The organism is Caballeronia choica (assembly GCF_001544535.1).
GTDB lineage: Bacteria > Pseudomonadota > Gammaproteobacteria > Burkholderiales > Burkholderiaceae > Caballeronia > Caballeronia choica.
Genome location: NZ_FCON02000010.1, coordinates 22,298 through 47,003, shown reverse-complemented (window position 1 = coordinate 47,003; position 24,706 = coordinate 22,298). Strand labels below are relative to the sequence as shown.

Here is a 24,706-nt window from a genome sequence, read left to right as displayed (position 1 = left end):
ATGCATGAGATTTATTGCATGAACGGACCCCAGGACGGCTCGCGGACGACTCCACCCTGGACGGACAAGACTTGCCGCGTCCGACCGTCGGTCGAAACGGCAGCCAACACGCCACGCCCGTTCACCTGGGTGGCGTAGAGGAGGTACTGACCATTCGCCGCGAAACTGGGCGATTCGTCGTGCGTCGTGTCGGTGAGGCCGGTCGCCGTGCCGGACGCGAGGTCCTGCAGGTACAGCTTGAAGCCGCCGCCGACACGCGAAATGTACGCGAGTTGCTTGCCGTCCGGACTGATGCGCGGGCTTGTATTGTAGTTGCCCGTGAAAGTGACGCGCTGTGCCGCGCCGGCGCTTTCGCCGCCGGCGGGCATCTTGTAGATCTGCGGTTGGCCGCCGCGGTCGCTCGTGAAATAGATCGAGTTGCCATCAGGAGAGTAGGCCGGCTCGGTGTCGATCGAGCTGCCTTGCGTCAGGCGGCGCAAACCGCTGCCGTCGGCGTTGACCTCGAAAATCTGCGTGTTGCCGGTGCGCGACAGCGCGACCGCGAGCTTGCGGCCGTCCGGCGACCACGCCGGCGCGCTGTTGTTGCCCTTCTGGTTCGACACGACGATGCGCTTGCCCGTCGGCAGGTCGTGAATGTACACGACCGGTTTTTTCTTCTCGAACGAGACGTACGCGACCTTCGTGCCGTCAGGCGACCACGCGGGCGAGATGATCGGCTCCGGGCTGTTGAGCGCGATGCGTGCATCCTGGCCGTCGGAATCGGAGATCTGCAACTGGTATTTGCCGCCCGTCTGGATCACGTACGACAGGCGCGTTGCGAACACGCCGCGGCCGCCGAGCAGCTTCGCGTAGATGTAGTCGGCCACCTTGTGCGCGCTCATCCGCAAGCCGCTTTCGGGGCTGACGAGCGACAGGCCGCCGAGGCTTTCCTGCTTCACGGTGTCATACAGGCGGAAGCGCACTTCGTACTGGCCGTTCGGGAGGCGCGTCACGCTTCCGGAGACGAAGGCATCGGCGCCTTTCGCCTTCCAGCTGCCGAGGTCGACGGAATCGGTTTCCGCCACGGGCGTGCCGCCGGCGTCGATGTTCGTGAATTTGCCGCTGCGCGCCAGATCCTCGCGCACGATGGCGCTGACCTTCTGCGGCGAATTCGCCTCGTTCGCGAAGGTGGCGGTGGCGATCGGAAACTGCGTCGAGCCGACGCCGGTCACGAGTACGCTGAGTTCCGCGTGAGCAGGACCGGCTGCGATCAGACACGACGCGATCAGCGTCCTCAGGCCAAGCTTTGTCATCAAACTCATGCTGTATATGTTCCCTAAAGCGATTTTCAAACCAATCGAAACTGCAGAACTGACCGCCGGGCGCACGAATCGTTCCCGTAGGATTCGCGACGCGCTCGGTTAGGGCCGCACCCTGATCTCAAACGCCGGCGGTGCTTTGCCATCGATATCAACGGGCATCGGGTCCGAGCGCTGCACTCCTCGTAACGCGGCAGCGTCGAACTGCTCGTTACCGCTCGAATGGCGCAACGTGGCAGACAGCAAAGTGCCCGTCGGGGCGCATCGTACTGCGATCACAGCTTCCAGTCCCTCTTCACCGCTCCACACGATATTCGGACGCACGCGGCGCTGCACCTTCTCCGCATACCCCGGCGACGTCGCATTGCCGCCCATGCCCTTACCCGTTCCACTCTTCGCCAGCCCCTCACCGCTCTCATTCGACCCGCCACCCGCCTGCCCCTGCAACTGCGCGAGGCGCGCGCGGCGCTCCGAATCGAGCTTGGCTTTTGCAGCAGCGTCGGACTTGGCCTTCGCCTTCGCGTCGGCGTCCGCCTTTGCCTTGGCTTGCGCGTCAGCCTTTTCCTTGGCTTCCTTCTGCTGCTCGGCTTCCTTGTCCTGCTGAACCTTTTGTTGCTGCTGCGCCTGCTTCTGCTGATCGAGCTTCTGCTGGTCCAGTTGCTTCTGCTTCTCGACCTGCTTTTGCTTGTCCTGCGCGGCCTTCTGCGCCGCGACCGCGGCCGCCTGTTGCGCGGCGAGCTGCTGCTGACGCTTGGCCTCCGCTTCCTGCTGCGCCTGCTGCTGCTGGCGACGCTGCTCCGCAAGCTGCGCCTCGTGCGCCGCCGCTTCCTGCTGCTTGCGCTTTTTCTCCTGCAAGGCGATGTCGGCCTCTTCGTCCTTCGCGGGCGGCGGCGCGGGCTGCACCTTGACCGGCGCGGGCGGCGGCGGAACGGGCCGGGGCGTCGACAGGTCCGGAACCTCGGTCCACAGTTCCGCTTCGGAACCGGCCGGCGTGTTGTTCTGCCAGTTGATGCCGTGATACAGCAGCCAGCCGAGCAGCAAATGCATCAGCGCGGCGAGCGCGAACGCTTTCCATGTGCCGCGCTCGCGCGGCGGTCGGATGGGTCGGGCGCGAGCCTGCCGGTTATGCCGTTCAGTCATTGGATCACTGCGATTTGACCAGCAATCCGACGCGCTTGACGCCGCGCGCCTTCAGGTCGGACATCACGTTCATCACGACTTCGTACTTCACGGTCTTGTCGGCGGCGATCACGACGGGCTGGTCGGGGTGCAACTCCTGCCGGTCGAGCACGAACGTGTTGAGCTGGCTGCGCGTCATGTTCTGCTGTTGCGCGGCGCCGCCGTCTTCCTTGTAGCGCACGTTCATGCTGCCGTCCGCCTTGATATTGACGACGACGGGCGGCGTCTGCTCCTGCGGCTGCGCGTTGCCGACGGTCGGCAGGTTGATGATCGACGGCGAGACGAGCGGTGCCGTCACCATGAAGATGACGAGCAGCACGAGCATCACGTCGATGTATGGCACGACATTGATGTCGGACATCGCGCGGCGCGAACTGCCGCGCATGCTGGAACGAATGGGGCCACCGGCCATCGCGGACTCCTTAATGCGCCTGGCGCTGCAAGATGTTCGAGAACTCTTCGATGAAGGTCTCGAAGCGGATCGCCAGACGATCGATATCGTGGGCGTAGCGGTTGTATGCGACCACTGCGGGAATGGCGGCGAACAGGCCGATCGCGGTCGCGACCAGCGCTTCCGCGATACCCGGCGCCACGTTCGCGAGCGTCGCCTGCTGCACGTTGGCGAGACCGCGGAACGAATTCATGATCCCCCACACCGTGCCGAAGAGACCGATATAAGGACTCACCGAACCCACCGATGCGAGGAACGCGAGGTTCGCTTCGAGCACGTCCATTTCGCGCTGGAACGCGGCGCGCATCGCCCGGCGGGAGCCGTCGAGAATCGCGCCCGGATCGGTGATGCGGCGCTCCTTGCCTTTCAGGAATTCGCGCATGCCGGATTCAAAGATACGCTCCAGCGCGCCGATCGTGTGACGGTTGTTGGCGGCGCTCTGGTAAAGCGCCTGCAGGTCGCCGCCCGACCAGAAGTCGCGTTCGAAGCGTTCGGTTTGTGCGCGGGCGCGCCGGATGGCGAACCACTTGCGGAAGATGTAAGTCCACGACAGCAGCGACAGTATCAGAAGCAGCGCCATCACGGCCTGCGCAAGCAGACTCGCGTGGATTACGAGGGAAACGATCGACAGGTCTTGTGTGTTGTTCATAAAGGTCCGCTGTTACGTCCCGGAAGGGGCGTCCGGTCAGAAGTGTGTCAGGCTTTCGTGACGCGCTTGAAAGTCCCGGCTTCCGCCGGCTCATGCCAGATGCTGCTTGCCCTGCAATGCAGGCTTGGTGTTCTTCAGATCACGACGAGTTCACTGCGAGTTCACTGGTTGGCAACGGCATCACGCTGCGTTCATGTGTCTCTCACGCGGCTGCCGCAGGATGATCCGGCCGGTCCGCGCTTCAACCCGGCGAGCACCGCAGCGGGAATGCCGGTCGGCCGGATCGACGCGTGATCGACCGATGCCACCCGGATGTCGCCGGTTGCGAGGAGCACGCCGTCGCGCCACGCTTCCTGGTGAAAATCCACCGACGCGCGTCCAAGGCGCTCGATCCGGCTGACGATCCTGACGATATCGTCGAGGCGCGCCGGCGCCGAGTAATCGACCGCCGTGCGCTTGACGACGAAAGCGACGCCGTCCGAGTCCATCAGCTTCTGCTGGTCGATGCCGCACGCGCGCAACCATTCGGTGCGCGCTCGCTCGAAAAACTTCAGGTAGTTCGCGTAGAAGACGATGCCGCCGGCGTCGGTATCTTCGTAGTACACGCGAATCGGCCACTCGAAAATCAGTGGCTCGTCAGCCTGCTCAGTTGCCTGCTCAGGCCTGCTGCTAGACATATTCATCCGCGCATTTTACCGGAACCCACGCAAATGACGCGAAATTGGGCATTTACCCGCGATGAATTTGCAACGGTGCGAACGTCTGCGCGATCGGCATCAGTTCGATCGCGTTGATATTGACGTGCGCCGGACGCGTCGCGATCCAGTAGATCGCGTCGGCGATGTCCTCGGGCGTCAGCGGCTGCATGTCCTTGTAGACGCCCGCCGCTTTTGTGTCGTCGCCCTTGAAGCGCACGTTCGAGAATTCGGTGCCGCCGCAGAGGCCCGGCTCGATATCGGTGACGCGCAACGCCGTGCCGGCGAGGTCCGAGCGCAGGTTCAGGCTGAACTGGCGCACGAACGCCTTCGACGCGCCATAGACGTTCCCTCCCGCATACGGGTAGGTGCCCGCGACCGAGCCCATATTGAACACGTGGCCGCGATTGCGCGCGACCATGCCCGGCAGCACCGCGTGCGTGACCGCGACCAGCCCCGTGCAGTTCGTGTCGATCATGTTCTTCCAGTCGTCGAGATCGGCGCGTTGCGCCGGCTCGAGTCCGAGCGCGAGGCCCGCGTTGTTCACCAGCACGTCGATTTGCGAGAACGCCTCAGGCAGCGAGGCGAGGGCGGCGGCGATGGCCTGGTCGTCGCGGATGTCGAGTTCGAGCGGCAGCAGCGCGTCGCCGAGTTCGTTCGACAGTGCGAGGAGACGGTCCTTGCGCCGCGCGGTTGCGATCACGCGATGGCCACCCTTGACGAAATTGCGGGCGATGGCGGCGCCGAAGCCGGCGGACGCGCCAGTGATGAAAACGATCATGAGCGGATTCCGGTGGTGAAGAAGGGAGACGACGTTCGCGCCGCGCACGGGCGCGCTCGACAACGGCGCACAGCGTACTTCCAATGGTGCGATGCGGCAAGTCGACGGAGCGGCGTGCGCGTCGGCGGCATCGATAACGAACGATCGTTTATTTGTCCAGTCGCGCGGCGCCGATGCAAGCCGGCCAGAGCCGCCGGAGGCAGGCGGGCCGGGCGCCCGCACGCGGTTGCCTATTCCAGGACAGCCCATTACACTACAACGCTCAAACTCCGCGTGACTGGCGATAGAATCTTCGGATTCAAGGTGGAACGACCCACCGGGAAGCGCGGAGTGTCGTTTTGCCGTTCGCCTGGGCAGCTGAGATCCGCGCGCCGTCGCTGCGCTGCCGGTGGCTGTCCTGTCTGCGTAATCGGAGCCGTCCCCCATCCGCCACGCCAGGACCCATCCTGCGTCTCGCGTCATGCGCCGCCGAGTCATATGACGCCGAGTCTTGTGACAAAGCGATGCCCGGGCACGCGCGATCCGGTCAACCTGTTTAGACCTTACGGAAAACGTATGTTTGACAAAGCCAAAAGCACCATCGCCCAAGTCGATCCCGAACTCTTCAAGGTGATCGAGCAGGAAAACCGCCGCCAGGAAGATCACATCGAGCTGATCGCGTCGGAAAACTACACAAGCCCGGCCGTCATGGCCGCCCAGGGTTCGCAGCTCACCAACAAGTACGCCGAAGGCTACCCCGGCAAGCGCTATTACGGCGGCTGTGAATACGTCGATATCGTCGAACAGCTCGCCATCGACCGCGTGAAGGAACTGTTCGGCGCCGAAGCCGCGAACGTGCAGCCGAATTCCGGCTCGCAGGCAAACCAGGGCGTGTTCTTCGCAATGCTCAAGCCCGGCGACACCATCATGGGCATGAGCCTCGCCGAAGGCGGGCACCTGACGCACGGCTCGCCGGTGAACATGTCGGGCAAGTGGTTCAAGGTCGTGAGCTACGGCCTGAACGAAGCCGAAGACATCGATTACGACAAGACCGAAGAACTCGCGAAGGAACACAAGCCGAAGCTGATCGTCGCGGGCGCGTCGGCGTTTTCGCTGAAGATCGATTTCGCGCGCCTCGCGGAAATCGCGAAGAGCGTCGGCGCGTATTTCATGGTCGACATGGCGCACTACGCGGGCCTCATCGCCGCGGGCGTCTATCCGAACCCGGTGCCGCATGCCGACTTCGTGACGACGACCACGCACAAGAGCCTGCGCGGCCCGCGCGGCGGCGTGATCCTGATGAAGGCCGAGTTCGAGAAGCAGATCAACTCGGCGATTTTCCCGGGCATCCAGGGCGGCCCGCTGATGCACGTGATCGCCGGCAAGGCCGTTGCGTTCAAGGAAGCGCTGTCGCCGGAGTTCAAGGAGTATCAGCAGCGCGTCGTCGAAAATGCGCGCGTGCTGGCTGAAACGCTGGTCAAGCGCGGCTTGCGCATCGTGTCGGGCCGCACCGAAAGCCACGTGATGCTCGTCGACCTGCGCGCGAAGAAGATCACCGGCAAGGCCGCGGAAGCCGCGCTCGGCGCCGCGCATATCACGGTCAACAAGAACGCGATCCCGCACGACCCGGAAAAGCCGTTCGTCACGAGCGGCGTGCGCCTCGGTTCGCCCGCGATGACGACGCGCGGCTTCGGCGTGAAGGAAGCGGAAATCGTCGGCAACCTGATTGCCGACGTGCTCGACAACCCCGAAGACCAGGCGAACCTCGAGCGCGTGCGAGCGCAGGTCGCGGAGCTGACGAAGCAGTTCCCGGTCTACGGCTAAGCCGCGATGCACTGCCCCTTCTGCCGTCACGGCGACACGCAAGTGGTCGATTCGCGCGTGTCCGAAGACGGCGCCGCGATTCGCCGACGGCGGCGCTGCCCATCCTGCGACAAGCGTTTTACGACGTACGAGCGGGTCGAGCTGGCGCTGCCTTCGGTGGTGAAGAAGGATGGCAGCCGTACCGAATTCGATCGCCGCAAGATCGTCGCGAGCATGCAACTGGCGCTGAGAAAGCGCCCGGTTGCGGCGGACGCGGTCGACGCGGCAGTTGCCCGCATCGAATATCAGTTGCTTGGCAGCGGCGAACGCGAAGTTCGCAGCGACCGCCTGGGCGAACTCGTGATGAACGAGTTGCGCCAGCTCGACACGATCGCCTACGTGCGTTTCGCGTCCGTTTACAAGCGCTTCGAAGACGTATCCGAATTCGAAGACGTGCTCGATGAATTCCGGCGCGCCACGCCGAAGAAGTCGACTCCCCGCAAGCGCTGAGCGTTTCTGCATTTCCTTTCTCCGTGCATTGGATGCTTCGACAGGACAGTCTGTCGAGGTTTTCGCGCGTCCGGTAGTCGGCCATTCGGCCGATGGTGGGGACGCGAATTTCTCTCTAGATTGAGCGCTGGTTTGATTCGATCGATGAGGGATGCAGATGATTCGCCGCCACTTCTCCGGCTTTACGCTTGTCGAACTGTCCGTCGTGCTTGCCGTCATGGCGATCATCGCGACGTTCGCGACGCCTTCGTTCGTCGCGTGGCACTTGCGTGACCAGGTCGATGCCCGCGCCCGCGCGCTGTTCTCCACGCTTTCGCTTGCACGCTCGGAGGCGGTCAGGCGCGGCGCGCGCGTGACGCTTTGCCGGATCGACGCGGCGCGCCGATGTCTCGCTCCGGGCAAGAATTGCGACGGCGGCGCGGCCGACTGGTCGTGCGGCTGGGCGCTTTTCGTGGAGCGCGACGGCGCGCCGATGCTGCTGCGCGCACAGTCGTCATTGCCTTCAATTGCGATCGCAGGCGCCGCGACTGATTTGTCGTTCACGCCGCCATCGGGGCAAGTGATCGGCGGCTTTCGAAGCTTCGATTTCAGCGCGCGCAACAGCCGGCTCGCGGCTTCCGTGGGCTCGAACCGGTGCGTCCGGCTTGCCGCGGGCGGTCGTGCACGCATGACGCAGGGCGCTTGCGGAGCGGCGGCATGAGGCCCGCGCATGCAAAAAGCGAAGGCGACTCGCTGATCGAAGTGATGATCGCGCTGTCGATCACCGCGATCGCCGCGCTCGGGCTGGTCGCAACCCAGACGTGGCTCGCGCGTAGCGAGCGCGCCCTGCTCACGCGCGAGCGCGCCACGCTGATCGCCGATTCCGTCGCGGAAGCCATTCAGGGCGACGCCGATCGCGGCCCGGTCGTATCGCAGTGGCGCACGCGGGCGGCGTCGATGTTGCCGCAGGGCGATGTCACCGTGCTCGATCAGGCGGACGGCGTGCGCGTGGCTGTCGTGAGTTGGCACGCGGACGAAAAAGCCGATGCTTGCCCCGAGCCGCAGGCGAAGGCGAATTCGGCCTGTGTCGCGCTGGCTTTCGCGCGATGAACATGCAACGTTCAGGCGCTCGCGGCCATACGCTGCTCGAACTCGCGATCTCGATGGCGCTCGGCTTGCTGGTCGTGGTCGCTTCGCTTTCGCTGTATCGCGGGCAGCGCGCATCCCATGATCGCGCCGCCGACATCGCGCGCATGCACGACGCCGCGACCGCCGCGCTCGATCTCGTCGGCCAGCAGTTGCAGATGGCGGCGTTCGCGCCGCTCGACAGCGATGCCGGCGTTGGGCTGTTCGGCTGCTTTCAGGGCCGCGCGACCGGGACGGACGACGCGCCGACGTGCGAATCGCTCGCGAGCCACTCGGATGGCGTCTCGATCCGCTACGCGGCGGACATCATTTCGACATGGCCGACCTCGTCCGGCGTGCCGACCGATTGTCTCGGCCAGGCGACGGGCGCCGCCGTCTCGAACCGCTTCTACGCGAAGACGAGCAGTTCCACCGGCGAGCCCGAACTGTATTGCGAAGGCGCCGGCAAGCAGGCGCAACCGGTCGTCGAGGGGATCGAACGGCTGCGCATTTCCTGGTGGCTGAAGGACGCGGTGACGGCCGTGGACGCCAGCGCCGTCCCGCGCGACCGGTGGCAGGCGGTCGTCGCGGCTGACCTCTGCGTGCTGGTGCGCGGCGACGCGATCGGCGCGGTGAAAAAAAGCAGCTACATGGATTGCGACGGCTCGCTCGTCGTTGCCACCGATGCGCGGGTGCATCGGGCGTTCTGGCGGCGCGTCGCGATTCGAAACAGCGGCACCGGGAGGCCGTCATGACGCCGCGCGCAAGATCGCGCGGCACGGTCCTGCCGATCGTGCTGCTCCTGACTTCGATGATGCTTGTCACCGCGGGCGCCTGGCTCGAATCCTCGATCGTCGCCACGCGGGCGGCGGGAAGCCTGCGCGATCGCGTCCAGGCGTTTCACGCAGCGGACGGCGCACTCGCGAGGTGCAGCCGGCTCGTCGTCGATGCGCCCGGCCAGCCGCAAGCCGCGTCGGTCGGCGAGCCAGGCCGCTGGCGCATGAAGGCTTCGTTCGAAGGCGCGGGTGCGCCGGCGATCATGCCGTTCGCCGCGTGGCCGCATGCTATCCGCGCGCCGCAGTGCCTGATCGAAGCGTGGTCCCGTTCCGCCGACTCTGCCGACGCCGCCGCGCGTTCATATCTGTTGACCGCGCGCGGCTTCGGATCGACGTCCGATTCCGAAGCCTGGCTGCAATTGCAGATCGAGGTCGCGGAGAGCGGCACCACGCGCCGCTGGCGACGCGTTGTCGCCAAACCGTTTTGAAGGCCATGCGAATGACCCGGACACACACTCGCCCGAAGAAGGGCTTCACCTTGCTTGAGTTGATGATCGCGCTCGGCGTGGCGGCGATCGTGGCGACGTTCGCGATTCCGGCGTATCGGCTGCATGTCGCGAAAGCTCATCGCGTGGAAGCGGCGACGGCACTTTATCGCGCGGCGCAGTTTGTCGAAACCGCGCGCGTCGTTCAGATGGCGGCGAACCCCGATGCGTCTTCGTTGCCCGCGGGCTTCGATCAGGCGCCGGCGCAGGGCGCGCCGGTGTATCGGTTGAGGCTGCTGGCGGAGTCCGCGACGAACGGCGGCTATGCGATCGAAGCCGAACCCGTTGCGCCCGGCTCGATGCAGGACGACGCGTGCGGCACGTTCGTCATCGACGCCACCGGCGCGCGATCGAATCGCGCCGCGGCCGAACTCGGGTCGGCGGCAACGGCGGCCTGCTGGAGCGGCCGCTGACGCAGCGCGGCGTTAGAAGACAGTCGGATCGACGGCTTCGGTCGCGGTTTCGTTGGACGTGGACTTCATCTGCTGCCAGATGCGGAAGCCTTCCCAGGCGACCAGCGCGAGGCCGCCCCACTTGAGCACGGGCTTGGCACCGCGCACGAGCTTTGTTCGCACGGGCTTGGTGAGGAGCAGCGACGCGAGCGAACCGATGATCGGATATTGGCGCAGCAGCGTGCTGAGGTTGCCGCTGGAGAGTAGTCCGCCCAAGACCGATGCGATTCCACCGGTGTTTGCCCCGCGGCCCCGCGAGCCGCCCATGCGTCCGGGAATCAGGAACTTGAGAAAGCCGAAACGCGTGACCGAGTGGCGCAGGTCAGCGGAGGCCTGCGTGATCTCCATGCGTTCGACATCCGCGCGTGCGATCAGCAACTCCTTGCGCAAGGCGCGCATGTGCGGCGTGCTCAGCTTGTGAGCCTGGGCGCGTCTCTGCGCCTTGAAGGTGTCGTCGGATTGGCTCATGGTCGGCGGGCTCGTTCAATGTCGGCGGGTTGGCCAGCTAGGAAGATCGGCTCGGCTTCAGCGAAACGTGTCGCGGTCCTTGCGGAACTCGGCAAGCGTCTCGTCGAACATGTTCGGCGCATCGCGCAGGACGGCGCGCGCCCGCATGCCGCAAGCAATGGCGGTCAGCGCGTACACCGCGGTGATGCCCGCGAGCGACTGCCAGCGGTACGTATCCCAGAAGAATATGGCGATCAGGACCGTGAGCGTGATCAGGGCCATCATGGTGAGCATCATCGCGGCGAGGCCGAGGAACACGACGCCGATCAACCGCTCCTTTTCTTCCTGGAGTTCGATGCCGAGCAGTTCCAGGCGCGTCTCGAAGATGGCGAATGCGGAACTCAGGATTCGGCGCAAAGGTCCGGGGGACGATTGCCGAGATGGCCGTTCAGTCGTCATGGCGTGGGCGCGAAAAGCGCGTTGGGGTAGCGCTGAGTGGGGCCGGGCGATCCCTGTGAAGGACCGCCCGGCGTGAATGTGCGAACCACCACTGCTCGCGGTTCGCAATCGTAGGCAACTCGGTCGACAACTCGTTGGCAACAGCCTGAGCAATCAGCAGGCCATCGCCGTTGCCGCGACGTCAGCGACGATTGATCAGCAAGCCGATCACGACGCCCACGCCCGCCGCAATGCCGATCGATGCCCACGGATGCTCGTGCACGTAGTCGTCGGTTGCGCGCGCCGCCTTCTTGCCTCGCTCCACGACGACGACTTGCGCGTCCGCTGCTTTTTCCTTCGCTTGCTTCAACCGGGTCAGAGCGGTCTCGCGCAGCTCGGATGCACGCTCGCCGGTCGCGCTGGCTGCCTGCTTCAGCAGGTCTTCGGCATCGGAGAGAACGGTTTTGATATCCGACATGAATCGCTCCTTATTGATTTCTGACATTGATGACTCCAATCGGGTGAGGCTACGCGAATCGTAACCAAAGATGCGGTCGCTGACGAGCGCCCTCGAACCTCCTGGAAAGCACGATACGCACGTTTTGTTCCCGAGAGCGGCAGTGTGGGGGACAGCGACCGCAATGCGCGTGCCCATGATGGAGACGATCTGGCCCGTAAAAGTTTCAGCGCCGGGTCCGAAAAGTTACAAAAGGCATCTCGGGTTTCAGAAGGGTTTCGCCGCTTCTCCATGAAAAAAGCCAACGCAAACATCGCGTTGGCTTTTTCGTGAGCGCAGCGGCAGGTTCAGAAGAACGCCTGAATCCCCGTTTGCGCGCGGCCAAGGATCAACGCGTGGATGTCGTGCGTGCCTTCATACGTGTTCACGACTTCCAGGTTTACGAGATGACGGGCCACGCCGAATTCGTCGGAGATGCCGTTGCCGCCGAGCATGTCGCGTGCGAGGCGGGCGATGTCCAGCGCCTTGCCGCACGAATTGCGCTTCATGATCGACGTGATTTCGACGGCCGCCGTGCCTTCGTCCTTCATGCGACCGAGCCGCAGCACGCCTTGCAGGCCGAGCGTGATTTCGGTCTGCATGTCTGCGAGCTTCTTCTGGATCAACTGGTTCGCGGCGAGCGGCCGGCCGAACTGCTTGCGATCGAGCGTGTACTGGCGGGCGGTGTGCCAGCACGCCTCGGCCGCGCCGAGCGCGCCCCACGCGATGCCGTAGCGCGCCGAATTCAGGCAGGTGAACGGTCCCTTGAGGCCGCGCACGTTCGGCAACAGGTTGTCTTCGGGCACGAAGACTTCGTCCATCACGATTTCGCCGGTGATGGACGCGCGCAAGCCGACCTTGCCGTGGATCGCGGGCGCCGACAGGCCCTTCCAGCCTTTTTCCAGGATGAAGCCGCGAATCTCATCCCGGCCGTCCTCTTCGAGCTTCGCCCACACGACGAACACATCGGCGATCGGCGAGTTCGAGATCCACATCTTCGATCCCGACAGCGAGAACCCGCCGTTCACCTTCTTCGCGCGCGTCGTCATGCTGGCCGGGTCGGAACCGGAGTTCGGCTCGGTCAGGCCGAAGCAGCCGATCCATTCGCCGGTCGCGAGCTTCGGCAGGTACTTTTCCTTTTGCGCGTCGCTGCCGAATGCGTTGATCGGCACCATCACGAGCGACGATTGCACCGACATCATCGAGCGATACCCCGAATCCACGCGTTCCACTTCACGCGCGATCAGGCCGTAACTCACGTAGTTCAGACCGGGGCCGCCATATTGCTCGGGAATCGTCGGGCCGAGCAGGCCCAGTTCGCCCATCTCGCGAAAGATCGCCGGATCGGTTTTTTCTTCGCGGAACGCGTTCAGCACGCGCGGCGCGAGCTTGTCCTGCGAGTAGGCGCGGGCCGCATCGCGGATCATGCGTTCTTCGTCGTTGAGTTGCTGATCCAGCAACAGCGGGTCTTCCCAGTTGAATCGGGCGGCGTCGGCCATGTGCGTTCTCCTGATTTCATCAAAAAAGCGCCGGCTTCGAAGGGTTCGGCGCAAACAGCGGTTCACTTGGGACTTGACAGAAGTTCCGCTATGCGGAACACTGTTTTGCAAATCATGAGGGAGTGTAGCACCCGATGCCGACAAATCTCAACCGAAATTTCCCCTCGTCCGAGGCAATCGATGAACGCAAGTTTGTTGTGGCGCTGGCTCGCGGGCTGGATTTGCTTCGCGCATTCCGGCCGGGCGAACTGTTGCTCGGCAATCGCGATTTCGTCGAGCGAACCGGCTTGCCGAAGGCGACCGTCAACCGGCTCGCCTATACGCTCACCACGCTCGGCTACCTGCGTTTCGACGAAGCCGCCGGGAAATACGCGCTGGACACGGGCGTTCTGTCGTTGGGATTCGCGTTGCTCGCAGGCGCGGACACGCTCGAACTCGCGCGGCCGCACATGCGCGAACTGGCGCGCGAGATCGGCGCGGCGGTGTCGCTCGGGTGCCGCGATGGCTTCGACATGATCTATCTCGAAACCATCCGCAGCGAGACGGCGCTGACTTTGGGCCTCGCGCCGGGATCGCGGCTGTCGATGCTCACCAGTTCGATGGGCCGCGCGTATCTCGCGGTGCAGGAACCGGCGGCGCGCGCGGCGTTGCTGGAGGAGTTGGGGAACGCAGCGGGCGACGAAGGCCCGGCGCTGGTGAAGGCGGCTGAAGCCGCGCTGGAGGATTTCGCCCGCGACGGCTGCTGTTATTCGTTCCGCGACTGGCACGACGACGTGAACGCGATCGCCGCGCCATTTCGCGACGTGCGCAACGGACGATGGCTCGTGTTGAGCAGCAGCGGGCCGGCGTCGTCGATGGGGGAAGCGTTTTTCCGCGAGGTCATCGGGCCGAAGCTGCGGGCGCTGGCGGGGCGGTTGGGTTAAGCCTTGCCTTCGCTCAAAGCACCGTCCGCACGTGCCACAACTCCGGAAACAGCACGACATCGAGCATCTTGCGCAGATACGGCGCTCCGCTCGTTCCGCCCGTGCCTTGCTTGAAGCCGATGATCCGCTCGACCGTCGTCACATGCCGGAAGCGCCACTGGCGGAACGCGTCCTCCAAGTCGACCAGTTCCTCCGCCATTTCATAAAGCTCCCAGTGCTCGGACGGCGCCTGATAAACCTTGAGCCACGCGGCTTCGACGGAGGCATCGTGCGTCGTCGGCTGGGACCAGTCGCGGTTCAGCCGCTCGGGTGAAATCGGAAAGCCGCGCCGCGCCAGCAGGCAAATCACTTCGTCGTAGAAGGAAGGTGCCTCCAGCGATGCCTGCACCTCCGCGAGAACCGCCGGACGGTGCGCATAAGGCTTCACCATCTGTTCATTCTTGTTGCCGAGCAAGAATTCGATCTGCCGATACTGATGCGACTGAAATCCCGACGATGCGCCCAGATAAGGCCGCATTGCCGTGTATTCGGACGGCGTCATCGTCGAGAGGACGCTCCACGCCTGCACCAGCTGCTCGAATATCCGCGACACGCGCGCGAGCATCTTGAACGCGGGCGGCAGGTCGTCGCGATGCACGGCGGCGAGGGCCGCGCGCAATTCGTAGAGCGCGAGTTTCATCCACAGTTCGCTCGTCTGGTGCTGCACGATGAACAGCATCTCGTTGTGATCGGGCGAGAGCGGATGCTGTGCCGACAGGATCGAGTCGAGCGACAGGTAATCGCCATAGCTCATCGAATTCGAGAAATCGAGCTGGGCGTCGTGCCAGCCCTCCTTGGCCGCGTCGGAAGGCGTGCCGGATGCGCCATGGCCCATCGGGCAGCCGGAAGTGGTTTGAGTCATTGGGTCGTTTCCTCTCAGGTCACCGCGCCGCGTTCGGCGAATTCAGGCGCGCGCCACGCTTCTGTTTCGAGCACGTCGCGCAGGACTTCCACCGCATCCCAGACGTCGACGAATCGCGTGTAAAGCGGCGTAAAGCCGAACCGCAACACGCGCGGCTCGCGATAATCGCCGATCACGCCGCGCGCGATCAGCGCCTGCATCACCTCGTAGCCGTGCGGATGCTCGAAGCTCGCCTGCGAACCGCGTTCGGCGTGCTGGCGCGGCGTGACGAGCGTGAGCGGAAATTCGCCGCAGCGCGTTTCGACGAGCCTGATGAACAGGTCGCTCAGCGCGAGCGACTTGCGGCGCAGCGTCGCCATGTCGGTTTGCAGGAAGACATCGAGCCCGCACTCGACGAGCGCCATCGAGACGACCGGCTGCGTGCCGCACAGAAACCGCCCGATGCCGTCGTCGGGCTGGTACGACGGGTTCATTTCGAAGGGCTTCTTGTGTCCCCACCAGCCGGAAAGCGGCTGCGAAACCGCGTTCTGGTGGCGCTTCGGCACCCAGACGAACGCCGGCGAGCCGGGGCCGCCGTTCAGGTACTTGTAGGTGCAGCCGACCGCGTAATCCGCGCCGACGCCGTTCAGGTCGACCGGCACTGCGCCCGCCGAATGCGCCAGGTCCCACACGGCGAGCGCGCCCGCGCGATGGATCAGTTGCGTGATGGCCGCCATGTCGTGCATGTAGCCGGTGCGGTAATTGACGTGCGTGATCATCGCGATGGCGGTGTTTTCGTCGATCGCGGTGGCGAGTTCGGCCGGATCGTCGACGAGACGCAGTTCATAGCCGCGATCCAGTTGCTCGATCAGGCCCTGCGCGATGTACAGATCGGTCGGAAAATTCGAGCGTTCCGACACGATCACGCGGCGCTTCGGATCGCGCTCGTTCGCGAGACGCAACGCCGCCGACAATATCTTGAAGAGGTTGCTCGAAATCGTTTCGGTGACGACGACTTCGTCTTCGCCCGCGCCGATCAGCGGCGCCAGCTTGTTGCCGAGGCGCTTGGGCAGCGCAAACCAGCCGGCCGTGTTCCAGCTTCGGATCAGGCCGTCGCCCCATTCGTCGGCGATGACGGCGGCGGCGCGCGCGGCCGAGGCTTTCGGCGGCACGCCGAGCGAATTGCCGTCGAGGTAGATCACGTCGCGGCCGAGCGCGAACTGGTCGCGCAGGGCGCGAAGCGGGTCGTCGCGGTCGAGCGCCGCGGCATCGTCACGATGGTTCATTGAAATGTCCAGTCTGGGTAGTAAGGATCAGTAGAGCGGGCGCAGCACCGCGCGCACCGGGCTGGCGTCGAGCGTCACGAACTTGAGCGGCAGCGCGATCAGTTCGTAGTCGCCGGGCGCGATGGCATCGAGCACGAGGCCTTCGAGAATCGCCATTCGATGGGCGCGGATGCGCTTGTGGGCGTCCATCGTCTTCGAGTCTTGCGGATCGAGCGATGGCGTGTCGATACCGATCAGCCGCACGCCGCTTGCCGACAGCAGATCGACGGTTTCGGGCGCGACCGCGCAAAAATCAGGGTCCCACGCGTCGAGCGGCGCCTGCGCATAGGTCCGCAGCAGCACGCGTGGCGGCACGTCTGACAACAACGCGGCCACTTGTTCCGGCGTCACGACCGGCGTCGCGCCGATGCAGTGAATCACGCGGCACGGGCCGAGATACGTGTCCAGCGCAACCTCGCCGATCGGCGCGCCTTCGGCGTCGTAGTGAAGCGGGGCGTCGGCGTGCGCGCCGGTGTGCGGCGAAAGCGTGAGTCGCGCGACGTTGACGGGCGAGCCCGCCTCCATGCGCCACACGCGTTCGACACCGACAGGCGTGTCGCCCGGCCAGACGGGCGTGGCAGGTTGAATCGGCGGGGAAATGTCCCAGAGAATGCTCATCGCGAGGCGCCTGACGAAAGTGCGTGGGGATGCGTCAAATCATAGTCGCCACGCCCTGAAAAGTGCTTGCGAAATAACCACCCAAAACCGCCCGTCTTAGAACATAATTCGATGAAACGGGCCAGGGAGACTAAAAAATGACTGGGTTCACGCTCGACGCAACGGATTGCCGTATTTTGGCCGTACTGCAGGAGGACGGAAGAATTAGCAACCTGGATCTGGCGGAGCGCATCTCGCTATCGCCGTCGGCGTGCCTGCGCCGCATGCGGCTGCTGGAGGAAGAGGGTGTCATCGCGAGCTATCGCGCCTGTCTGGATCGGGAGCGGCTCGGCATCGAACTGGAGGCGTTCGTCCACGTGTCGATGCGCAACGACCAGGAGAACTGGCACGAAACGTTTGCGTCGGCGGTACGCGAGTGGCCGGAAGTGGTCAGCGCGTTCGTCGTCACGGGCGACACGCATTACGTGCTGCGCGTGCTGGCGCACAACCTCAAGCACTACTCCGACTTCATCCTGAGCAAGCTGTACAAGGCGCCGGGCGTGATCGACATCCGCTCGAACATTGTGCTGCAGACGATGAAAGACGAAGGCGGCGTGCCCGTCGCGCTGATCGAGCAGCCGCGTCCGTAGTCAGTCGACGGAGCGCAGCGTGTGGAAATCCCCCGCCTGGAACACGAGCGGGGCGATCCGCGCTGCGTTTTCGTGCACGCCGCAGCGCTCCACCTCGCCCACGAAAATGACGTGGTCGCCTTCCTGATAGCGGCTGCGATTGTGGCATTCGAACCACGCGAGCGCGCCGTCGAGCACCGGCATGCCGGTGTCGCCTTCCGCATGCGAGACGCCGGCGAAGCGGTCGCCCTTGACGGTGGCGAAGCGCTTGCACAGGTCGATCTGCGACGCCGCCAGCACGTTCACCACATAGTGGCTATTGGCCTGGAACACCGGCATCGACGCCGATTTGGTCGCGAGGCTCCACAACACGAGCGGCGGATCGAGCGACACGGAGTTGAACGAGCTTGCCGTGATGCCGATCAACTGGCCGGACGCCGAGCGCGTCGTAATGACGGTCACGCCCGTTGCGAACTGGCTCAATGCGCCGCGGAAGGCTGCGGGATCGAAATTTGGGGATTTGGCGCGTTTCATCGGGGCAACTGTGTCGTGTGCAACCGGACCGGCCGCGCGTCGCGCATGAGTCGGAAGAACTGTTTCTGGAGTCATGTATTGATTGAGTCAATGGTCTGGATTCTAGCGGAATAGCTTCCCAACGGCCCGTGGGTGCTCCAAAGCCGCGTTGGCGACGTGGCTTTGGAAAAGACAGTAAGCTCGCCGGGTTGAAGAAACCGTTCGCGCACCCACCATATACGAGGCCGATTACGAGGCTGAAGCCACACAACTGGAGCCAGGCATGACCGAGCAAAATCCGCAAAGCCCGCAGACGAAGCGCGAGACCGCGACTATCGGCGGCGGCTGTTTCTGGTGCACCGAGGCGGTGTTCCTGGGTGTCGAAGGTGTGGTGTCCGTGGAGTCGGGCTATGCCGGCGGCCAAGCCCGAAATCCGTCCTACGAGCAGGTCTGCGACGGGAATACCGGCCACGCGGAAGTGGTGAAGGTGGAGTTCGATCCGTCGGTGATCGGCTATCGCGAGGTGCTGGAGATTTTCTTCGCGACGCATGATCCGACGCAACTCAACCGGCAGGGCAACGATGTCGGCACGCAGTACCGGTCGGTGGTGTTCACGGATTCCGACGAGCAGCGCAGGATCGCGCAAGAGGTCATCGACGAGTTCCAGCGCGAGGACGTCTACGGCGGCAAGATCGTGACGGAAGTCACGCCGCTCGACGGCAACTACTTTCCCGCCGAGGCGTATCACCAGAATTACTTCGCGCAGCATCCGGACCAGGGCTATTGCTCGTTCGTCATCGCGCCGAAGGTCGCGAAGTTCAGGAAGAAGTTCGCGCACCGGCTGAAAGGCTGACCGCTTCGAACGACGGCGCCGCACCGTCCGGCGCCGTTTTCGTCGTTTTCATCGTTTTTACCGCTGCCTCGCATGCCGCCGCGATCTCGCGCGCCAGCGCTAAGCAGGTGAGCGGCGCCGAGCCTGCCGCCTTGTTGTTCACTCCGCGAGGCTTGCGCGGCGTCGGTGCTGCGGCGGCCACCGCCGCCGGCACGCCGAGCAGGTCGCCCTGCTCGACGTCCGCATCCTCATCGTCCGCCGCGTTCAGAGCGCCTTCTCGTACATGTGCCGGCGCGACCACGGCAGCGTCGTTGCGCTGCGCCCGGCCTTGCGGCAGACGATCTGATAGATCGACACGTCGTCGTTTTCGAACGCGTAGGCACAGCCCGCCAGATACACGCGCCAGATGCGGAATTTCTCGTCGTCGACGAGCTGTTTCGCCTCGGCCGCGTTCGTCTCGAAGCGCTCCGCCCAGATGTCGAGCGTGCGCGCGTAATGCCGGCGCAGGCTTTCCACGTCGACCGCCTCGAGCCCGCCGCGTTGCAGCGATTCGAGCGCGAGGCCGATGTGCGGCAGTTCGCCGTCGGGAAACACGTAGCGGTCGATGAACTCGCCGCCGCCGAGCGCCGTTTCGCCGCTGTCGGCATCGGTGGACGTGATGCCGTGGTTCATCGCGATGCCGTCGTCGGTGAGCAGATCGTGGATCCTGCTGAAGTACCCCGGCAGGTTCTTGCGCCCGACGTGCTCGAACATGCCGACGCTCGTGATGCGGTCGAATTGGCCGTCGATGTCGCGATAGTCCTGCAGCCGGATCTCGACCTGGCCTTCGAGGCCGGCGTCCTTCACGCGCTTGGTCGCGAGATCGAACTGGTTCTGCGACAGCGTGACGCCGACGCACTGCGCGCCGAACTTCTGCGCCGCGCGAATCACGAGCGCGCCCCAGCCGCAACCAATGTCGAGCAGGCGCTGGCCGGGCTGCAACTGGATCTTCGTGAGGATGTGGTCGATCTTCTTCAACTGCGCGGTGGCGAGGTCTTCGTCGCCATTCTCGAAGTATGCGCACGAATAGACCATGTTCTGGTCGAGCCACAGTTCGTAGAACTCGTTGGACACGTCGTAGTGATACTGGATCGCCTTCCTGTCCGTGACTTTCGAGTGAGTGAAGTAGCGTCGCACGCGGGCGAGCTTGCTCGCGCTGGTGACGGTGCTCTTTGCGAGCGAATAACTGACGTTGATGATGTCCGACAGCTTGCCCTCGATGTCAATCTTGCCCTTGATGTAGGCTTCACCGAGATTGTCGAGCGTCGGTTCGAGCAGATAGCGCAGTGCGGTGGCGCTCTTCACGTGCAGCGTGACCTGCGGCGCGGCGAAACTGCCGAAGTCGTGCTGCTGTCCATCCCACAACACCAGACGCGCGGGCAGGTTGGCCCGGTCCCGAACGTCCTGCACCCACTGCTTCAGCTTCTTCTCCCAGAACATGCTTGTTTCTCCGCGCTTAGATGAAATTAAGGGAAGGCTCGCATCTTCATGTTCGTCCAGCGGTACTGCGTCCTGCTTCCACGCGCCGTGAGCGGCCAACGGGTCACGCGCACCGCAGCCGCAAAACGCTGTGGTGCGGATCAAGCCTCATGGTCCGCGTATCAGGCGGGGCGCGGCGTCGTCAAGGCGCGAGCCTGACGATGCTCCAGTCGCGCCCAGCGTCTTCGCGCGTGTACACGATGCGGTCGTGCAGCCGTGACGGACGGCCTTGCCAGAATTCGATAGTGTCGGGCACCAGCCGGTAGCCGCCCCAGTGCGGCGGGCGCGGCGGGTTGTCGCCGTATTGCGCGATCACTTCGCGCTCGCGGGCTTCGAGCGCCGCGCGGCTTTCCAGCACCTGACTCTGTTCCGACGCCCACGCGCCGATGCGCGATCCGAGCGGCCGCGACGCGTAGTACGCATCGCTTTCGGCGGCGCTCGTCCTGGCGACGGAGCCCTCGATGCGCACCTGGCGCTCGAGTTCGATCCAATAGAAGAGCAGACTCGCGGCGGGGTTCGCGGCGAGTTCGCGGCCCTTGCGGCTTTCGTAATTCGTGAAGAAGACAAATCCCCGTTCGTCCACGCCCTTGATCAGTACGATGCGCGCCGAAGGACGGCCGCGTTCGTCGACCGTGGCGAGCGTCATCGTGTTCGGTTCGGGCAGCTTGCCTTCGAGCGCCTGCGCGAACCAGGTCTCGAACTGGCGAAACGGGTTCGGGTCGACATCGGCAGCATCGAGCGATCCGAGGGTATAGCTCTTACGAAGATCGGCGAGAGTCGTCATGTTCTTATGCAAACGCTACAGTCGCATCAGTATAGACAAGGTTAGCAATTTCTGTGTCGGCCCCAGGGCGGTACGATTTCAATTAACGGCCGCGCATCGGCCGGCAATCGAGCGATAAGGCAGAATACGCAATTCAATTAAATCCTGCACACAATGCTGGCCGACGTTGCGATTGAACATCGCGCGATTCTCGACGGCTCACGCATCTGCGCTTTCCCCCGACATGACCGCCACATCCTCACCCTCCGATTCCAATCTTAACTCCGCTGCGACCGGGTCTGCTCAACCCGCTGAAGCCGAAGCCGACCGCGCGCGGCGCTTCGGCGGCATCGCGCGCCTGTACGGCGCGCCGGCGCTCGCCGCGTTCGAGCGTGCGCACGTCGCGGTGATCGGCATCGGCGGCGTGGGCTCGTGGGCGGCCGAGGCGCTGGCGAGAAGCGCTGTCGGGCACATCACGCTGATCGACCTCGACAACGTCGCCGAAAGCAACACGAACCGGCAGATCCACGCGCTCGACGGCAACTACGGCAAGGCGAAGGTGAGCGCGATGGCGGAGCGCATTCGTCTGATCGACCCGGCGTGCGAGGTCCGGCAGGTCGAGGATTTCGTCGAGCCGGGCAACTTCGACGCGGTGCTCGGCGGCGGCTTCGACTACGTCATCGACGCGATCGACAGCGTGCGCACCAAGACCGCGCTGATCGCGTGGTGCGTGGAGCGCCGGCAGCCGCTCATCACGGTGGGCGGCGCGGGCGGCCAGCTCGACCCGACGCGCATTCGCATCGACGATCTTGCGCAGACGATCCAGGACCCGCTGCTCTCGAAGGTGCGCGGCCAGTTGCGCAAGCTGCACGGCTTCCCGCGCGGGCCGAAGTCGAAATTCAGGGTGAACGCGGTCTATTCCGACGAGCCGTTGATCTACCCCGAGGCGCCGTCGTGCGATATCAGCGAGGAAGCCGAACATCTGGAAACCGCGCCGGGCTATTCAGGACCGGTCGGGCTGAATTGCGCGGGTTTCGGATCGAGCGTCTGCGTGACGGCAAGTTTCGGGTTCGCGGCCGTTGCGTATGTTTTGCGCGATCTGGCAAAAAACGCGTAGCACTACACGCTCGAAATAAAACGGCCGGCTTGAAAAGGCCGACCGTTTTAAATTTAAAAGCATCGATTAAACAATCTGAAAGCTTTTAATCCCGCGCGCATTAATTGATCGCCGCGCTCAATTTGCGCCGCCATTGTGAAACCACGTCCGGTTGATGCGCGGCGAGTTCGAAAACCGACAGCATCGTCTTGCGGCCGACATCGTCCATGAAAGCGCGGTCGCGCACGACGATCGCCAGCAGATGTTCGAGCGCACCCCCATAGTCGCGCCCGGCAATCAGGCGATTCGCCAGCGCGAAACGCGCTTCCAGGTCGTCGGGATTCGCGTTCACCGCGGCGATCAGCGCGTCGGCGGGCGGCAGGTCGGCGGCGGCATCGGCGGCGTCGAGTTCGGTTTTCAGCGCGTTGTAGCGCGCGTCGATGCCTTGCGTCGTCTTCGGCGAAAGCAGCTTGTCCTCCTCGCGCGCCTCGTCGATGCGATGTTCCGCGAGCAGCCACTGGATCAGGTCGAGGCGGGCTTCGTCGTAGCCGGGATCGATTGCGAGCGCGGTCTTCATCAGTTCGATCGCTTCGGCCTTGTTGCCCTCCGCCCACGCGCTTTGGGCGGCGCGGCGCTCGGCTTCGGCGCCATCGGGCACGAGCTTGTCGAGGAACTCGCGCAACTGGCCTTCCGGCAGCACGCCGATGAACTGGTCGACGGCCTGCCCGTCGGCGAACGCGATCACGTGCGGGATGCTGCGCACCTGGAAGTGCTGCGCCAGTTCCTGATTCTCGTCGACGTTCACCTTCACCAGTTTCCACTTGCCCGCGGCTTCAGCTTCGAGCCGTTCGAGCATCGGCCCGAGCGTCTTGCACGGTCCGCACCACGGGGCCCAGAAATCGACGAGCACGGGCGCGAGCATCGACGCATTGATGACGTCATTTTCGAAGGTGGCGAGGGTCGTTTCCATGATTTTCTCCTTGATCTGAGCGCTTGAATTGACGCCTAAGTGGGGGCGCGTTGCGCATTTGTCAATGAGCGTTCGCGTTCACGCCTCGGGCGCCTTGTCCTCGCGGCGCGGTGGCGGCAGCGGGATGAATTCGGTTTCGCCGGGCACCTGGCCGATGCGCTGCTCGCTCCACGCGAGCTTGGCTGCATCGATCTTCTCGCGCGAACTCGACACGAAATTCCATTCGATGAAGCGTTTGCCGTCGAGCGGCGCGCCGCCGAGCAGCATCGCGATGGCGCCGTTCGCGCTCGTGAGCGTGACGGCGGCGCCCGGCGTGAGCACGGCCATCTGGCATTCGGGGATCGGCGCGCCGTCGATCGCGAGATCGCCCTGGACGAGGTACACACCGCGTTCCTCGTGCTCGGTGTCGAGCACGAGTTCGGCGTCGGCGCCGAAATGGGCGGCGACGTAGAGCGTCGGCGAGAAGGTTTTCGTCGGCGCCGTCGCGCCGAATGCGCTGCCGGCGATCACCCGCAGCGTGACGTCGTCGCGCTCGATCTGCGGCAGGTTCGCGGCCGGATGATGCTCGAACGAAGGCTCCGTGTCCTCGTCCGCGACGGGCAGCGCGACCCATGTCTGGATGCCGTGCATCGTCTGGCCGGACGCGCGCTCTTCGTCGGGCGTGCGCTCCGAATGGACGATGCCGCCGCCGGCGGTCATCCAGTTGACATCGCCGGGGACGATCTTCTGCACGGAGCCGAGGCTGTCGCGGTGCATGATCGCGCCGTCGAACAGATAGGTGACGGTCGCGAGCCCGATATGCGGATGCGGGCGCACGTCGAGGCCCGCGCCGGGCACGAGCGTTGCGGGACCGATGTGGTCGAAGAAGATGAACGGGCCGACGGTTCGCACGGCGAGCGCCGGCAGCACGCGCCGCACCGTGAGACCGCCGACGTCATGTTGATGAGGCTTCAGGAACGCGTTGATGGTCGAAGTCATGGAGTCCGCCGCAATGAGTGCTGGAACTGCCGATTCTACTGGCCGATTCATCGCGACGCAGCGTCCTTCCCGGCCCTTTCCGAGTATCACTGCGGCGCGAGTCGACCGCGCTCTTTCTGCATCGGCATCTGCAACATCCGTGAGCAACCTTGATAGGAGTCTGAAAATGAGCAAGAACAAGCTTTTGATCGCCGTCACGGCGGGTCTTTTCGCAGCAACTGGCGCGCTGGCGCAGACGTCGTCGGGCAACTCGTCGAACGCGACGGACACGCCGACCGCCTCGCCGATGCAGGACAGCACGACGGCGCCGTCGACGCACAAGGCGAAGAAGCACCACACCAGCAGCCATGCGCCTTCGACCGGGAAGAAGACGCCGGACCAGACGACGGGCAACGGGGCCGGGGCCGCCGAGAACGGGCAGAGCAAGTAAGGGATTGCGCAGGGGCGGGCGTCGTGCGTTCCTGCGCTTTCTTTCCAGAGCAAGGGTGGACGTTGAAACACCCAAACCCGAGCGTCAGCGGCCGTATCAAGCCGATTACAAAACCGTCCGCTAAACTGCCCGTTTCCGCAAAATATCAAA

At 64.4% G+C, this 24,706-nt stretch carries 31 protein-coding genes and 1 riboswitch; of the genes, 12 read left to right on the top strand and 19 right to left on the bottom strand.

Features of this window, described 5'->3' with window-relative positions; genetic code table 11:
* Positions 1–11 precede the first annotated feature (11 nt).
* The 6 genes from tolB to AWB68_RS06755 all read right to left on the bottom strand — a co-directional run bounded on the left by tolB (position 12) and on the right by AWB68_RS06755 (position 5,053).
* Positions 12–1,301 (bottom strand): Tol-Pal system beta propeller repeat protein TolB, encoded by a 1,290-nt coding sequence (tolB, locus tag AWB68_RS06780; RefSeq protein ID WP_087643583.1) that lies wholly within the window; start codon positions 1,299–1,301, stop codon positions 12–14.
* Between the two features lie 99 nt (positions 1,302–1,400).
* Complete coding sequence (gene tolA / locus AWB68_RS06775) at positions 1,401–2,438, bottom strand: cell envelope integrity protein TolA (protein WP_087643582.1); 1,038 nt, start codon at positions 2,436–2,438, stop codon at positions 1,401–1,403.
* 4 nt (positions 2,439–2,442) lie between these two features.
* Positions 2,443–2,889: a protein TolR gene (gene tolR / locus AWB68_RS06770; protein WP_087643581.1), complete on the bottom strand. Its 447-nt coding sequence runs from the start codon at positions 2,887–2,889 to the stop codon at positions 2,443–2,445.
* 10 nt (positions 2,890–2,899) lie between these two features.
* The gene (gene tolQ / locus AWB68_RS06765) at positions 2,900–3,577 is read right to left on the bottom strand and encodes a protein TolQ (protein ID WP_087643580.1); all 678 of its coding nucleotides are present in this window, start codon (positions 3,575–3,577) and stop codon (positions 2,900–2,902) included.
* Between the two features lie 191 nt (positions 3,578–3,768).
* Positions 3,769–4,254 (bottom strand): tol-pal system-associated acyl-CoA thioesterase, encoded by a 486-nt coding sequence (gene ybgC, locus AWB68_RS06760; protein WP_087643579.1) that lies wholly within the window; start codon positions 4,252–4,254, stop codon positions 3,769–3,771.
* Positions 4,255–4,306: 52 nt separating this feature from the next.
* Positions 4,307–5,053, bottom strand: a complete 747-nt coding sequence (locus tag AWB68_RS06755; protein ID WP_087643639.1) for an SDR family NAD(P)-dependent oxidoreductase — start codon at positions 5,051–5,053, stop codon at positions 4,307–4,309.
* Positions 5,054–5,316: 263 nt separating this feature from the next.
* Positions 5,317–5,415, top strand: a riboswitch (ZMP/ZTP riboswitch).
* A gap of 193 nt (positions 5,416–5,608) precedes the next feature.
* Here AWB68_RS06755 and glyA point away from each other — a divergent pair.
* From glyA to AWB68_RS06720, 7 genes are all read left to right on the top strand, one after another.
* Positions 5,609–6,856: a serine hydroxymethyltransferase gene (glyA, locus tag AWB68_RS06750; protein WP_087643578.1), complete on the top strand. Its 1,248-nt coding sequence runs from the start codon at positions 5,609–5,611 to the stop codon at positions 6,854–6,856.
* 6 nt (positions 6,857–6,862) lie between these two features.
* A complete protein-coding gene (gene nrdR, locus AWB68_RS06745) occupies positions 6,863–7,345 on the top strand; it encodes a transcriptional regulator NrdR (RefSeq protein ID WP_087643577.1) in 483 nt (160 codons plus the stop codon).
* 151 nt (positions 7,346–7,496) lie between these two features.
* The gene (locus tag AWB68_RS06740) at positions 7,497–8,045 is read left to right on the top strand and encodes a GspH/FimT family pseudopilin (RefSeq protein WP_087643576.1); all 549 of its coding nucleotides are present in this window, start codon (positions 7,497–7,499) and stop codon (positions 8,043–8,045) included.
* Positions 8,042–8,434 carry a type IV pilus modification PilV family protein gene (locus AWB68_RS06735; protein ID WP_087643575.1) on the top strand — a complete coding sequence of 131 codons (393 nt, stop codon included), beginning with the start codon at positions 8,042–8,044 and terminating at the stop codon, positions 8,432–8,434. The genes AWB68_RS06740 and AWB68_RS06735 overlap by 4 nt, the downstream gene beginning before the upstream one ends.
* A complete protein-coding gene (locus AWB68_RS06730; RefSeq protein ID WP_087643574.1) occupies positions 8,431–9,204 on the top strand; it encodes a PilW family protein in 774 nt (257 codons plus the stop codon). The genes AWB68_RS06735 and AWB68_RS06730 overlap by 4 nt, the downstream gene beginning before the upstream one ends.
* On the top strand, positions 9,201–9,713 hold the full coding sequence (locus tag AWB68_RS06725) for a pilus assembly PilX family protein (protein WP_087643573.1): 513 nt from the start codon (positions 9,201–9,203) through the stop codon (positions 9,711–9,713). Before AWB68_RS06730 ends, AWB68_RS06725 begins: the two co-directional genes overlap by 4 nt.
* 11 nt (positions 9,714–9,724) lie before the next feature.
* Positions 9,725–10,183 (top strand): type IV pilin protein, encoded by a 459-nt coding sequence (locus AWB68_RS06720; RefSeq protein WP_087643572.1) that lies wholly within the window; start codon positions 9,725–9,727, stop codon positions 10,181–10,183.
* A gap of 12 nt (positions 10,184–10,195) precedes the next feature.
* Here the strand turns inward: AWB68_RS06720 and AWB68_RS06715 are convergent, their stop codons facing one another.
* The 4 genes from AWB68_RS06715 to AWB68_RS06700 form a co-directional block, all read right to left on the bottom strand.
* On the bottom strand, positions 10,196–10,690 hold the full coding sequence (locus AWB68_RS06715) for a DUF3318 domain-containing protein (RefSeq protein ID WP_087643571.1): 495 nt from the start codon (positions 10,688–10,690) through the stop codon (positions 10,196–10,198).
* Between the two features lie 57 nt (positions 10,691–10,747).
* The gene (locus AWB68_RS06710; protein ID WP_087643570.1) at positions 10,748–11,128 is read right to left on the bottom strand and encodes a phage holin family protein; all 381 of its coding nucleotides are present in this window, start codon (positions 11,126–11,128) and stop codon (positions 10,748–10,750) included.
* A 181-nt stretch (positions 11,129–11,309) separates the two neighbouring features.
* Positions 11,310–11,612, bottom strand: coding sequence for an ElaB/YgaM/YqjD family protein (locus AWB68_RS06705; protein WP_087643569.1), 303 nt, complete (start codon positions 11,610–11,612; stop codon positions 11,310–11,312).
* 299 nt (positions 11,613–11,911) lie between these two features.
* On the bottom strand, positions 11,912–13,102 hold the full coding sequence (locus AWB68_RS06700; RefSeq protein ID WP_087643568.1) for an acyl-CoA dehydrogenase: 1,191 nt from the start codon (positions 13,100–13,102) through the stop codon (positions 11,912–11,914).
* A 134-nt stretch (positions 13,103–13,236) separates the two neighbouring features.
* On the opposite strand from AWB68_RS06700, the gene AWB68_RS06695 reads away from it, so the two are divergent.
* Positions 13,237–14,025: an IclR family transcriptional regulator gene (locus AWB68_RS06695; RefSeq protein ID WP_087643567.1), complete on the top strand. Its 789-nt coding sequence runs from the start codon at positions 13,237–13,239 to the stop codon at positions 14,023–14,025.
* 13 nt (positions 14,026–14,038) lie between these two features.
* On the opposite strand, the gene kynA is transcribed toward AWB68_RS06695, so the two are convergent.
* Genes kynA through kynB form a run of 3 tightly spaced genes read right to left on the bottom strand, consistent with a single transcriptional unit; the run spans position 14,039 to position 16,848 of the window.
* On the bottom strand, positions 14,039–14,926 hold the full coding sequence (gene kynA, locus AWB68_RS06690) for a tryptophan 2,3-dioxygenase (protein WP_087643566.1): 888 nt from the start codon (positions 14,924–14,926) through the stop codon (positions 14,039–14,041).
* Between the two features lie 14 nt (positions 14,927–14,940).
* Positions 14,941–16,191 carry a kynureninase gene (kynU, locus tag AWB68_RS06685; protein WP_087643565.1) on the bottom strand — a complete coding sequence of 417 codons (1,251 nt, stop codon included), beginning with the start codon at positions 16,189–16,191 and terminating at the stop codon, positions 14,941–14,943.
* A gap of 27 nt (positions 16,192–16,218) precedes the next feature.
* Positions 16,219–16,848, bottom strand: coding sequence for an arylformamidase (gene kynB / locus AWB68_RS06680; protein ID WP_087643564.1), 630 nt, complete (start codon positions 16,846–16,848; stop codon positions 16,219–16,221).
* 137 nt (positions 16,849–16,985) lie between these two features.
* Here kynB and AWB68_RS06675 point away from each other — a divergent pair, with 137 nt between their 5' ends.
* The gene (locus AWB68_RS06675; RefSeq protein WP_087643563.1) at positions 16,986–17,477 is read left to right on the top strand and encodes an Lrp/AsnC family transcriptional regulator; all 492 of its coding nucleotides are present in this window, start codon (positions 16,986–16,988) and stop codon (positions 17,475–17,477) included.
* Here the strand turns inward: AWB68_RS06675 and AWB68_RS06670 are convergent, their stop codons facing one another.
* Positions 17,478–17,990 (bottom strand): flavin reductase family protein, encoded by a 513-nt coding sequence (locus AWB68_RS06670; protein ID WP_087643562.1) that lies wholly within the window; start codon positions 17,988–17,990, stop codon positions 17,478–17,480.
* Positions 17,991–18,252: 262 nt separating this feature from the next.
* Here AWB68_RS06670 and msrA point away from each other — a divergent pair, with 262 nt between their 5' ends.
* Positions 18,253–18,822, top strand: coding sequence for a peptide-methionine (S)-S-oxide reductase MsrA (gene msrA, locus AWB68_RS06665; RefSeq protein WP_087643561.1), 570 nt, complete (start codon positions 18,253–18,255; stop codon positions 18,820–18,822).
* On the opposite strand, the gene AWB68_RS06660 is transcribed toward msrA, so the two are convergent.
* The 3 genes from AWB68_RS06660 to pdxH all read right to left on the bottom strand — a co-directional run bounded on the left by AWB68_RS06660 (position 18,788) and on the right by pdxH (position 21,103).
* Positions 18,788–19,102, bottom strand: coding sequence for a hypothetical protein (locus tag AWB68_RS06660; RefSeq protein WP_087643560.1), 315 nt, complete (start codon positions 19,100–19,102; stop codon positions 18,788–18,790). The genes msrA and AWB68_RS06660 overlap by 35 nt on opposite strands.
* Complete coding sequence (locus AWB68_RS06655; RefSeq protein WP_087643559.1) at positions 19,066–20,280, bottom strand: class I SAM-dependent methyltransferase; 1,215 nt, start codon at positions 20,278–20,280, stop codon at positions 19,066–19,068. The genes AWB68_RS06660 and AWB68_RS06655 overlap by 37 nt, the downstream gene beginning before the upstream one ends.
* 181 nt (positions 20,281–20,461) lie before the next feature.
* Positions 20,462–21,103, bottom strand: coding sequence for a pyridoxamine 5'-phosphate oxidase (gene pdxH, locus AWB68_RS06650; RefSeq protein ID WP_087643558.1), 642 nt, complete (start codon positions 21,101–21,103; stop codon positions 20,462–20,464).
* Between the two features lie 223 nt (positions 21,104–21,326).
* Here pdxH and tcdA point away from each other — a divergent pair, with 223 nt between their 5' ends.
* Positions 21,327–22,199 (top strand): tRNA cyclic N6-threonylcarbamoyladenosine(37) synthase TcdA, encoded by an 873-nt coding sequence (tcdA, locus tag AWB68_RS06645; RefSeq protein WP_087643557.1) that lies wholly within the window; start codon positions 21,327–21,329, stop codon positions 22,197–22,199.
* A 100-nt stretch (positions 22,200–22,299) separates the two neighbouring features.
* Here tcdA and trxA read toward each other — a convergent pair whose 3' ends face one another.
* Positions 22,300–23,148, bottom strand: coding sequence for a thioredoxin (gene trxA, locus AWB68_RS06640; RefSeq protein ID WP_087643556.1), 849 nt, complete (start codon positions 23,146–23,148; stop codon positions 22,300–22,302).
* 78 nt (positions 23,149–23,226) lie between these two features.
* Complete coding sequence (locus tag AWB68_RS06635) at positions 23,227–24,126, bottom strand: pirin family protein (RefSeq protein WP_087643555.1); 900 nt, start codon at positions 24,124–24,126, stop codon at positions 23,227–23,229.
* Between the two features lie 166 nt (positions 24,127–24,292).
* Here AWB68_RS06635 and AWB68_RS48155 point away from each other — a divergent pair, with 166 nt between their 5' ends.
* Positions 24,293–24,556: a hypothetical protein gene (locus AWB68_RS48155; protein WP_160109980.1), complete on the top strand. Its 264-nt coding sequence runs from the start codon at positions 24,293–24,295 to the stop codon at positions 24,554–24,556.
* The last annotated feature ends 150 nt before the right edge of the window (positions 24,557–24,706 follow it).